This window comes from Agrobacterium sp. FDAARGOS_525 (assembly GCF_003938925.1).
In the GTDB taxonomy this organism is placed as follows: domain Bacteria; phylum Pseudomonadota; class Alphaproteobacteria; order Rhizobiales; family Rhizobiaceae; genus Agrobacterium; species Agrobacterium pusense.
The window spans coordinates 177,282-187,876 of sequence record NZ_RKIU01000008.1 but is presented as its reverse complement, the minus strand read 5'-3'; the positions used below and the strand labels follow the sequence as shown (position 1 = coordinate 187,876).

General features: G+C 63.5%; 9 protein-coding genes and 3 pseudogenes. 11 read left to right on the top strand and 1 reads right to left on the bottom strand.

Annotated elements, in window-relative coordinates; translation table 11 throughout:
- Window positions 1–1,011: pseudogene (locus EGT36_RS30330) on the bottom strand (putative N-acetylmannosamine-6-phosphate 2-epimerase); the annotation flags it as partial.
- A 264-nt stretch (window positions 1,012–1,275) separates the two neighbouring features.
- Here EGT36_RS30330 and EGT36_RS30325 point away from each other — a divergent pair.
- From EGT36_RS30325 to nagA, 11 genes and pseudogenes are all read left to right on the top strand, one after another.
- Window positions 1,276–2,004: pseudogene (locus EGT36_RS30325) on the top strand (FadR/GntR family transcriptional regulator).
- A gap of 256 nt (window positions 2,005–2,260) precedes the next feature.
- On the top strand, window positions 2,261–2,500 hold the full coding sequence (locus EGT36_RS31275; RefSeq protein ID WP_286084390.1) for an ABC transporter substrate-binding protein: 240 nt from the start codon (window positions 2,261–2,263) through the stop codon (window positions 2,498–2,500).
- A 70-nt stretch (window positions 2,501–2,570) separates the two neighbouring features.
- On the top strand, window positions 2,571–3,239 hold the full coding sequence (locus EGT36_RS31270; RefSeq protein WP_286084389.1) for an ABC transporter substrate-binding protein: 669 nt from the start codon (window positions 2,571–2,573) through the stop codon (window positions 3,237–3,239).
- An 88-nt stretch (window positions 3,240–3,327) separates the two neighbouring features.
- Window positions 3,328–3,651, top strand: coding sequence for a hypothetical protein (locus EGT36_RS31265; protein WP_286084388.1), 324 nt, complete (start codon window positions 3,328–3,330; stop codon window positions 3,649–3,651).
- Between the two features lie 6 nt (window positions 3,652–3,657).
- Window positions 3,658–4,616 (top strand): annotated as a pseudogene (locus tag EGT36_RS30315) (ABC transporter permease).
- Window positions 4,582–5,490, top strand: a complete 909-nt coding sequence (locus EGT36_RS30310) for an ABC transporter permease (protein ID WP_125271719.1) — start codon at window positions 4,582–4,584, stop codon at window positions 5,488–5,490. Before EGT36_RS30315 ends, EGT36_RS30310 begins: the two are co-directional and overlap by 35 nt.
- A 20-nt stretch (window positions 5,491–5,510) precedes the next feature.
- A complete protein-coding gene (locus EGT36_RS30305) occupies window positions 5,511–6,428 on the top strand; it encodes a dihydrodipicolinate synthase family protein (protein ID WP_035226493.1) in 918 nt (305 codons plus the stop codon).
- An 8-nt stretch (window positions 6,429–6,436) separates the two neighbouring features.
- Window positions 6,437–7,453, top strand: coding sequence for an ABC transporter ATP-binding protein (locus tag EGT36_RS30300; protein WP_035226491.1), 1,017 nt, complete (start codon window positions 6,437–6,439; stop codon window positions 7,451–7,453).
- On the top strand, window positions 7,450–8,436 hold the full coding sequence (locus EGT36_RS30295) for an ABC transporter ATP-binding protein (RefSeq protein WP_035226488.1): 987 nt from the start codon (window positions 7,450–7,452) through the stop codon (window positions 8,434–8,436). Before EGT36_RS30300 ends, EGT36_RS30295 begins: the two co-directional genes overlap by 4 nt.
- Complete coding sequence (locus EGT36_RS30290) at window positions 8,433–9,464, top strand: SIS domain-containing protein (RefSeq protein WP_035226486.1); 1,032 nt, start codon at window positions 8,433–8,435, stop codon at window positions 9,462–9,464. Before EGT36_RS30295 ends, EGT36_RS30290 begins: the two co-directional genes overlap by 4 nt.
- Window positions 9,464–10,594 (top strand): N-acetylglucosamine-6-phosphate deacetylase, encoded by a 1,131-nt coding sequence (gene nagA / locus EGT36_RS30285; protein WP_035226484.1) that lies wholly within the window; start codon window positions 9,464–9,466, stop codon window positions 10,592–10,594. Before EGT36_RS30290 ends, nagA begins: the two co-directional genes overlap by 1 nt.
- The last annotated feature ends 1 nt before the right edge of the window (window position 10,595 follow it).

The window sequence follows — 10,595 nt, the reverse complement described above, 5'->3', positions numbered from 1 at the left end:
GCCCCACGCCGCTGCCTGCGCATCGTTGACCACTTCAACCGGCACACCAAGCGCATCACTGAGTTTTCGGGTGATCGGATAGTTGTCCGGAATAACCAGTGTGCCAGGATTGAGCGACGACCATTTGCCATCAACGACAAGGCCCGTAACGGCGGCGGCGGCACTGGCGTATTTGCCCCGCCAGCCATCCGCCATGGCGACGAGTTCCGCGATCCAGCCGGGCGCGCCGATGTCGCGGCGGGTCGCCATGAGCTTGCGGTCAAGAACCTTGCTGCCCCGTACCAGGGCGGCGAGTGTCTTGGTGCCTCCGATGTCAAAAGCCAGAACAGGTTCAGACGGCCGGGCAGCGACTTCGACGGCCTCTTTGAACCAGCTGACGATGTGCTCGGGCCGGGTGATCGCGGAGCCGACGACGACGGCAAAGCACCGGCGCGGATGGCGGCGGCGGCGAGATGAGGGGAATTGTACCGGCCTCGGCCAGCACGGGGCGTCCGAGCGTTGAACAAGCACGGATAAGCTCAATGTCCGGCATCGTTGGAGCCGGTCCGGTCCGGTTGTAGCCTGACATGGTGGTGCGGTGATGTCGGCGCCGGCCGCCAGCCGGCCCGCCTCGGCTTGCGTCGCGATATCGGCCATGGCGATCGCGCCAAGCCGCTTGATGGTGGCGATCAGCTGCGCTGGAACCGGCCGCGGCCTGTCGGTGGCGTCAACGGCGACAACCGTAGCGCCGGCACGCACCAACGCCTCTACATCCTCGTCATACGGGGTGATGCGTACGGCGCTGTCGTCAAGGTCGCGCTTGATCAGGCCGACCACCGGCAGTCGGCTGGCGCCGACCGCACCTTCGACATTGCGCACACCTTCGACACGCAGGCCGACGGCGCCGCCGGCTTCGGCGACACGGGCATAGGCAGCAACTGCATCGACGGTGTCGAACGGACCGCCAGGCACGGGCTGGCAGGAAACGATAAGGCCACCCTGCAGTCGCGCAGTCAGATCGCGAGAGGTCAGGCGCTCCCGTCATTATCCCCGCTCCCTGGTCGAGAGGGGCACGACTATCGATGATGCGGTCACGCAACACTGGCGTCGGCGAACATCGATCCTGCAGCCGCAGGCGGGTCGTTTGCGGGAAGCATCTTTGTGGCGGTCGAACATTGCTGTGTTCTAATGGGTGGAAAACGGAAGAACGAATATCCTATTGACAGATATCCTACAAGTGGGTAATTAACCAATAGTTGCTATTTTCCGCCCGGAAACGAGCAACCGGAGACGACAATGAATTTGAAATCGATCAAGCCGCTGAAGAGAGCGCCGCTCCTGCACGTATCGTGCAGGAGAGCCTTCGCTCATATATTGACGACAACGGCCTCGAAGCAGGTGCGCCTTTGCCGCCAGAGGGTGAGCTTGCAAATCAGCTCGGCGTCAGCCGCAATTCGGTTCGCGAGGGCATCAAGGCGCTAGAATCGGTGGGCGTTTTGGAGTCGCGGCGCGGAATCGGCGTCTTGTGAAGGCCTTCTCGTTCGAGCCCTTGCTGGAGACCTGGCCTATGGTCTGGGCAGTGCGCTCAAACAGATCGAGGAAGTCATCACAATCCGGAGGACGCTTGAAGTCGGGCTGATTGAAAAGACGCTCGACGCAATTGGTCCACAAGACATTCGTGAATTGCGCGAGACGTTGGACAGGATGCGTGAGCGGGCCGAGCGGGGCGAGAGCTTTCCCGACGAAGATCGCCGCTTCCATCAGCTTTTGTTTCGTTGCCAGGACAACGAGGTGCTGCTGCGCCTGATCGAGGTGTTCTGGCTCGCCTTCTACAAGGCATCCGATTTCGTCAATCTCAACAATGCCGATCCAATGCAGACCTGGCGCGAACATGCGGCGATTGTCGATGCCGTCGAAGCTGGCGACCTCGCCGCCGCTAAAGACCGCCTTGATAAGCATTATGCCGGGATCGGTCGCGTGATCGACGAAAACAAGACCAGTTCATCAAAAGGGAGGAATACATGAAGTTCAGAACGACGATCTCAGCACTCGCCTTGTCGGTGGCGCTTTTCGGCGGCGTTGGCGCAACGTTTACCCCGGCCCTCGCCGAAGGCGCACCATCTCCGGCGGCTTCGACGTCGGCCCCGGCGGTTTCCAGGGCAACTTCAATCCGCTTGCGGCGACCGGCGGCTTCACGTGGCTTGTCACCTACTACGAGCCGCTGGTTATCTATGACGAAAAGCTCGCTAACGTCATTGGTGCGCTGGCCGAGTCCTATGATGTGAGCGCTGATCAGAAGGTCTATACCTTCAAGCTCGCCGACACCAAGTGGCACGACGGCAAGCCCTTCACGTCAAAGGATGTGAAGTTCACCATCGAGCTTGCCAAGAACGAGAAGGCGGGCTCGGTATTCGCCGCCCGTCTTGGCGCCATCGAGGCGTCGAGACCCCAGACGACCGCACCGTGGTGGTCAAGCTCTCGGCAGCGACGCCGAGCATGCTCGACACACTTACCAAGGTGATGATGTTGCCCGAGCATGCGCTGGCCTCGATCCCGGCCGAGCAGATCGCCAAGAACGCCTGGTGGTCGACTTGCCTATCGGTACCGGCCCGTTCAAGTTCACCAATACGTCACCGACCAGTATGTCGAGCTCGCCGCCAATCCCGACTATCGCGGTGGCAGCCGGCGGCCGAGAAGTTGATCACCGCTACTTCGCCAACCCGGCAGCCGCCATCGCCGCGCTGCGCTCAGGCGAGATCCAGTTCACCTATGTCGATTCCAACGACGTCTCGACCTTCAATGACGACACTGCCTTCAAGGTGATCGAGGGCGACTCCTATGTCGTCAACTATGTCGGCTTCAACCAGGAAGTGCTGCTGTGGAAGGACCTGAAGGTCCGTCAGGCCTTCATGCACGCCATCGACCGCAACGCCATCATCCAGAGCCTCTACGGCGGTGCCGCCAAACCGGCGAACTGCGTCTACGTGGCCGATCGTCTGGTCCCCGAAGGCATCGACCAATACGCCTACGATCCGGAAAGGCAAAGAACTGCTGGCCGAGGCCGGCTGGACAAGATCAACGGCGACAAGCCGATCACGATCCTGACCTACTACAACTCGCCGCTGGTGACCACGTGCTGGCCGCCATGCAGGCGATGCTCGCCCAGGTCGGCATCAACATCGTACCGCGCGCCGTCGACACCCCGACCTACAACTCGATCGTCTACCAGCAGTCGGGCAATGCCGGCGACTTCCCGCTGATCTACGCCGGTCTGCAGAACGGTCCCGATGCCTCCAACATCAACATCGGCCTCAACGAGAAGCAGATCCCCCGGCGGGCGCCAACCTCATGCGTATCCGCATGCCGGACGTCACCAATGCGCTCGACGCGGCCCTGGCCGAAACGGACGCCTCCAAGCGTGATGCCCGCTACCAGGACGTCTGCAAGGCCACCAACGCCAACCTGCCGTGGGGCACGATGTGGGTCGCCAACCGCTACGGCGTGGCCTCCGCCAAGCTTAAGACTTCGTCTGGACTCCGGCTCCCGCCGGCGGCCCTTACCAGGCCCACCCTGAAAGTGGTCGATCGCCGAATAGGCCAACTTCCACTCGGAGGGCGGCCATTCAATGGCCGTCCCGTTCCTGTTTGGAATCACGCCCGGAAAGAGCACTGAACCCGTATGCTTCGCTATTGTCTCCATCGCCTGTTGATCGGGCTCGGTATGCTGCTCGCGCTGACGATACTCATCTTCGTGCTGCTGCAGCTGACGCCGGGCGACCCGATCGACGCCTATATCGATCCTAATGTCGCCATGTCGAAGGAGGCGATGGACGCCTTGCGCGCGCAACTGGGCCTCGACAAGCCACTGCCTGTCCAGTACCTCGCCTGGCTGTCGCAGGCTGTTCAGGGCAACCTCGGCCATTCGCTTCAGCGCTTCAACGAGACCGTCAGCGGTCTGATCGCCTCGCGCATCGGCCCGACCCTATTGCTCATGGGAGCGGGCCTCGCCATCGCCATCGTCGTGGGCATCGCTTCCGGTATCGTCAGCGCCGTGCGTCGCAACTCGCTGCCCGACTATTCCTTCTCGGTGCTCGCGCTGCTCGGAATTTCGAGCCCTGCCTTCCTCACCGCGCTGCTCGGCTCTACGTATTCTCCGTGCGGCTGAGATGGGCACCTTCCGGCGGAATGCTGACGCCCGCGACCGACTTCTCGCTCGGGGATCTAATGCATCACTTGATCCTGCCGGCGTTCGTCCTCTCCATCGGCCATGCCGCATTGATCATGCGCTACATGCGCGCCTCGATGCTCGAGGTTCTGAACCAGGACTATGTCCGGACCGCCCGCGCCAAGGGTGTCAAGGAATTCTGGGTCGTGACCAAGCATGCACTGCGCAACGCGCTGTTGCCGGTCGTTACCCTCATCGGCTCGACCATCGGCCTTGCCGTCGGCGGCGCCATCTTCATCGAAAGCGTATTCAACTGGCCGGGCATGGGCCTTTTGCTGATCAGCGCAGTCGAGACGCGCGACTACCCCGTCATCATGGGTGCGACGCTTGTCATCGGCGCCTGCGTTATCGTCGTCAACATCCTGACCGACCTTGCCTATGCGGTCATCGATCCGCGCATCAAGGTGTCCTGACATGAGTGTAATCGCCCATTCCTCTCCCGGCCCGCTGGCCCGCGCCACCAACCGCTTCGCCCAGAACCGGGCGGCCCTGTTCGGCATTGCGCTGCTGCTGCCCTTGCTCGTTGCGGTGCTGACCTATCCGCTGTGGTTTCCCTACAGGCCCAACGACATCGACCTGTTGGCCATGAACGCCGCGCCGTCATGGAAGCACTGGTTCGGTACCGACGGCGTCGGCCGCGACGTGCTTGCCCGCACACTCGAAGGTGGCCGCATCTCGCTGCTTGTCGCGGTCTCCTCGGTCGTCCTGTCGACAGCCATCGGCTTCTTCGTCGGGGCCATCTCCGCCTTCGGCGGTTCCTGGGCTGACGCCATCTCCATGCGCAGCGTCGACCTCGCGATGACGCTGCCGCCGGTGATCTTCCTTCTGGTGCTCGCTTCCATCGTCGGATCCGGTATCTGGTCGACCGTCGTCGTCATCGCATTGCTGTCGTGGCCGGTCCTGTCGCGCATGATCCGCGCCCGCCTGCTCGAACTGCGCGAACGCGAATTCGTCATGGCATCGCGCGGCATGGGTGCCGGCATCGGGCATCTGCTGTTCCGACACGGCCTTCCCAACTCGATCGACATCCTGGTCGTCTACGCCACCCTGCAGGTCGCCAATGCGATCCTGCTGGAGGCGGGTCTCTCCTTCCTCGGCCTTGGCGTGCCGCCGCCGGCCGCAAGCTGGGGCAACATGCTCAATGCGGCGCGCTCCACGGCGGTGCTCGAGCAGTTCCCCTGGCAATGGCTATTCCCGGGTGGCGCGCTCGTGCTGGCCGTCCTTGCCATCAATTTCATCGGCGACGGCCTTAGGGATGCCTTCGACCCGCGCGCCGAACTCAATTGAAACCCTGAAAGAGAAGCATCATGTCCAAGTTCTTCGGTGTCGTTCCTCCTGTCGTCACCCCCCTCAACGACGATTTCTCGGTCGACTACGCCTCCTACACGCGTGTTCTCGACTATCTGATCGACAACGGTTGCCATGGCCTGTTCGCCCTCGGCTCGACCAGCGAAGTGGTGTTTTACGACGACGCCGAACGACGCAAGATCCTCGAGCACACCGTCAAGGTCGCCAACGGCCGCGTGCCTGTCATCGCCGGCGTCATTGACCCGACGACCGACCGTGTCATCCGCCACGCCCGCACTGCCAGGGAGGTCGGCGCCGACGCCGTGGTTGTCACCGCGCCTTTCTACACCCTCACCAACCAGGCAGAGACCATCGATCACTTCCGCATGATCCGCGACGCCGTGGACGTGCCGCTCATCGCCTATGACATTCCGGTCTGCGTCCACACCAAGCTCTCCCGCCAGACAGTGGTGACGCTGGCCAACGAGGGTACGATCATTGGCGTCAAGGACTCCTCCGGCGACGACGGTAACTTCCGTTATGCGCTTAGCGATCTGGCCGGCAACAAGGACGTATTCCTGATGACGGGTTCAGAGATCGTCGTCGATAGCGCCTTGCACATGGGTGCGCATGGCGTCGTTCCCGGGCTCGCCAATGTCGACCCGGCCGGTTACGTCCGCCTCTGGAACCACGCCCGGAAGGGCGACTGGGATGCGGCCCGTAAGGAACAGGAGCGGCTGTGCCGCCTGTTCGAGATCGTCTGGGTCGCATCCGGCCGCGTCAGCGGCGGGGCTACCGGCGTCGGCGGCTTCAAGACCGCGATGCGCAGCCTGGGCGTCATCTCCACCAACGTCATGGCACGTCCGCGCGCGCCGCTCAACGACGCCGAGGCGCGCAAGGTCGACGAGATCCTGCGTTCCGTCGGCCTGCTCGGCTGAGGCTGCCGATGACGCTCGAACCCATTCTCGAGATCAGAGGCCTGAAAACCGTCTTCCGCGTGCGCGGCCGGGAGATCGCTGCCGTCGACGGCGTCAATCTCGTCATCCGTCCCGGCGAGACGGTGGCGCTGGTCGGCGAGTCGGGTTCAGGCAAGTCGGTGACCAGCCTGTCGGTGATGCGGCTTCTCGCAAGAAATATCGGCTCGATCGACGCTGGCGAGGTGCTGTTCCGCGGCAAAGACGGCAAGCTCAAGGACCTCGTCAAGCTCGACGAGGAGTCGATGCGCCAGATCCGGGGCAACGACATCGGCATGGTCTTCCAGGAACCGATGACCAGCCTCAATCCGGTCTTCACCGTTGGCGACCAGATCTCGGAATCGCTGCGCGTCCACCGGAGCACCGGCAAGCGCGAAGCCCTTGCGGCGGCCGTGACCCTGCTCGACAAGGTCGGCATTCCGGATGCCCGTCGCCGCGCCGGACAATATCCGCACGAGATGTCGGGCGGCATGCGCCAGCGTGCCACCATCGCCATGGCACTCGCCTGCGATCCGACGCTCCTCATCGCCGACGAGCCGACCACCGCGCTCGACGTCACCATCCAGGCGCAGATCCTCGATCTCCTGCAGAAACTGCAGCGCGAGCGCGGCATGGGCATGCTGTTCGTCACCCACAATCTCGGCGTCGTCGCCGAGATTGCCCAGCGGGTTGCGGTCATGTACGCCGGTCGCATCGTCGAAACTGGTCCCGTCGCCGAGGTTTTCCGCAACCCGCTCCACCCCTACACGATGGGCCTCCTCAAATCGATGCCGCGGCTGGGTGCTGCGACCGAGATGAAGCGCAACGGCGAAAAGCTGAACGCCATTCCAGGCATGGTGCCGAGCCTTGCCAACATGCCAACCGGCTGTGCCTTCGCCCCGCGGTGTCCCTTTGCGATTGATGCCTGTAGCAGAGCCGTGCCCGAACTTGCCGCCGTCAACGAAGCCCATGGCAGCCGCTGCATCCGCTGGCAGGAGATCGCCGCATGACCACCGCTCCTCTCCTCTCCGTCCGTGGCCTCGCCAAGCACTACCAGACGCGCAGTGCCACGCTGAAGATCCTGGACAACATCTCCTTCGACATCGCCAAGGGTGAGGTGGTCGGCCTCGTCGGCGAATCCGGCAGCGGCAAGACCACCATCGGCCGCTCGGTGCTGCGGCTCATCGAGCCGTCATCGGGCGAGGTCGTCTTCGACGGCGCTGATTTGATCAAGCTCTCCAACAGAGAAATGCGGCGCCAGCGCCCACGCATGCAGTACATCTTCCAGGACCCCTACGCCTCGCTGTCGCCGCGCATGACCATCGGCGAGATCCTGACGGAGGGCCTGAAAATTCAAGGCATCGGCACCAAGCAGGAGCGCGTCGAACGCGCGCGCAAGGCGCTGGAGCAAGTGGAGCTGCCGCAGGATGCCCTGAACCGCTACGCCCACGAATTCTCAGGCGGCCAACGCCAGCGCATCGGCATTGCCCGGGCGCTGACGCTTGCGCCTGAATTCATCGTTGCTGACGAACCGGTCTCGGCACTCGACGTGTCAATCCAGGCGCAGGTCGTCAACCTTTTGCGCGATCTGCAGCAGCGCCTCGGACTGACCATGCTGTTCATCTCGCACGATCTCGCGGTGGTCGAGTACATCTGTGACCGCGTTATCGTGCTCTATCTCGGCCGCATCATGGAGATCGCCACCAGCGAGGAACTCTACGCTCGCCCGCAACACCCCTACACGCGGGCGCTGATGTCGGCCATCCCCTCCCCGGATCCGGACGCCAGGACCGAGCGCCAGATCCTCAAGGGTGACATTCCGAGTCCGGCCAACCCGCCGAGCGGCTGCGTCTTCCGTACCCGTTGCCCGAAGGCGCTCGATGCCTGTGCCGCAGCGGTTCCACAATTACGCGAAGTCGCGCCGGGTCATTTCAAGGCCTGCATCCGCGATGACCTCGATGTTGAAACCCGCGTTGCAGGAGAGCTTTGTTGACCGATCAAACGAGTGCCATGGCAAGCGAAACCAGAGAGACGCCCGCGACCATCGCACGTCTCCTCGATACGCGACTGGAGTCAATGCTTGCCCTCGGCAGGAGACTGTCGAAACTTGCGCCCCCGCTGGTCGCCACCTGCGCGCGCGGTTCCTCCGACCACGCAGCCAGCTACCTGAAGTACATGCTCGAGATAGAGACGGGCACCCCTGTTGTGTCGATCGGGCCCTCTGTGGCGTCAGTTTACCGCGCGCCGCTGCAGCTGTCACGGGCAGCACTCGTCACCGTCTCTCAATCCGGCAAGAGCCCTGATCTGGTCGCTCTGCAGGCCAGTGCCAAGGCATCCGGAGCGCTGACGATCGCCATGGTCAACGTCGTCGAGAGTCCGGCGGCCAGGGGTGCCGATATTGTGGTGCCGCTCGAGGCGGGACCGGAAAAAAGCGTTGCCGCCACAAAATCCTTCATTGCGGCGGCAGTGGCGGGCGCGGCCATTACCGCAGGCTGGACCGGCGACCAGGAACTCGTTGCCGCTCTTCGCAACCTGCCGGACGCACTGGCAAAGGCGCTCGACGCCGACTGGTCGGCCGCCGAGGAGATGCTGACGGCATGCGATTCACTTTATGTACTGGGCCGGGGCCCCGCCTACGCGGTTGCACAGGAGGCCGCACTCAAAAGCAAGGAAGTGGCCGCGATCCACGCCGAGGCTTTTTCGTCCGCTGAGGTCATGCACGGCCCGTTGCGGCTCGTCCAGAACGGCTTCCCGGTTCTTGCCCTCCTTCCCGAGGATGCCGCAGCCGACGTCGGCCGCGCCGGCCTTGATCGCATCGCAGCGGCCGGGGGCCGCGTCTTTTCGGCGGCTACGGCAAGCGCACCGGGCACGAACTTGCCGGTCGCATCGACCGGCCATGCGTTCCTGGACGGGCTGTCGATGATCGTTTCGTTCTACGTGCTGATCGAGCGGGTCTGCCGTCGCTGCGGGTTCGATCCCGACCGGCCGGTCAACCTGTGCAAGGTTACGGAAACCGTGTGATGACCATTACCGCACTTACCGCCGCGAGAATATTCGACGGCAACGCGATGCGCGACGAGGCCGCAATTCTCATTCGCGATGGCATGGTTGTCGACCTCGCTTCTCGTGCAGAAATCCCGGCAGACTGCTTCGTTCGCGATCTCGGGATCGGCGTCGTTGCGCCGGGCTTCATCGACCTGCAAGTCAATGGCGGCGGCGGTGTGATGCTGAATGACGGCCCGAGCGCCGCAACCATGGCTGCCATCGCCGCGGCACATCGTCCCTTTGGAACAACCGGCCTCCTGCCCACCCTGATCACCGATACCAAGGCCATCACTGACGCCGCGATCGAAGCCGCCGCACAAGCGGTTGGAAACGTGCCCGGCGTTCTCGGCTTGCACCTGGAAGGGCCGCATCTTGCCCCGGCGCGAAAGGGTGCGCATCTGGCTGAACTGATGCGACCGATGAGCGATGCGGATGTCGAGCAGCTGATCAGCGCCCGCGAACGCATCGGTGTCCTCCTGGTCACCGTCGCGGTCGAGCAGGTCGGACCGCGGTTGATCCGCCGCCTGGCTGAAGCGGGGGTAATTGTCAGCCTCGGCCATACGGACGCGGACTACGATTCCACGATGGCGGCCATCGACGCAGGCGCACGTTCGGCCACTCATCTGTTCAACGCCATGACCCAGCTTGGAAACCGTGATCCCGGCGTGGTGGGGGCGGTTCTCGCGTCACCGACGGTTTCAGCGGGTATCATCGCCGACGGCCACCATGTCCATCCGGAAAGTCTGCGAGCCGCTTTGGCCGCCAAACGAGCGCCCGGGCGTCTCTATCTTGTCACCGACGCGATGGCATCGGTCGGCATGGAAGGGGACAGCTTCGTGCTTAACCAGCGCACGGTCCACCGCCGCGATGGTCGACTGACGCTTTCCGACGGAACGCTGGCCGGCGCCGACATCGACATGTCGGCTACCGTTCGCTTTGCCGTGGCGAATCTCGGGCTGAGTGTGGAAGAGGTGTTGCGCATGGCCTCGCTCTATCCCGCCGAGCTGATCGGCGACGGCCGCCGCGGCCGCATTGAGCCCGGCGCAGCGGCTGAGTTCGTTCATCTCGACGACGATCTTACCGTGCGCGACATCCTTGCCCCGTGAC

Coding starts and splice junctions, on each gene's coding strand:
- EGT36_RS30295 (WP_035226488.1), top strand. CDS start 7,450: ATGACCACCGCTCCTCTCCTCTCCGTCCGTGGCCTCGCCAAGCACTAC.
- EGT36_RS30300 (WP_035226491.1), top strand. CDS start 6,437: ATGACGCTCGAACCCATTCTCGAGATCAGAGGCCTGAAAACCGTCTTC.
- nagA (WP_035226484.1), top strand. CDS start 9,464: ATGACCATTACCGCACTTACCGCCGCGAGAATATTCGACGGCAACGCG.
- EGT36_RS30305 (WP_035226493.1), top strand. CDS start 5,511: ATGTCCAAGTTCTTCGGTGTCGTTCCTCCTGTCGTCACCCCCCTCAAC.
- EGT36_RS30310 (WP_125271719.1), top strand. CDS start 4,582: ATGCGGTCATCGATCCGCGCATCAAGGTGTCCTGACATGAGTGTAATC.
- EGT36_RS31265 (WP_286084388.1), top strand. CDS start 3,328: ATGCGTATCCGCATGCCGGACGTCACCAATGCGCTCGACGCGGCCCTG.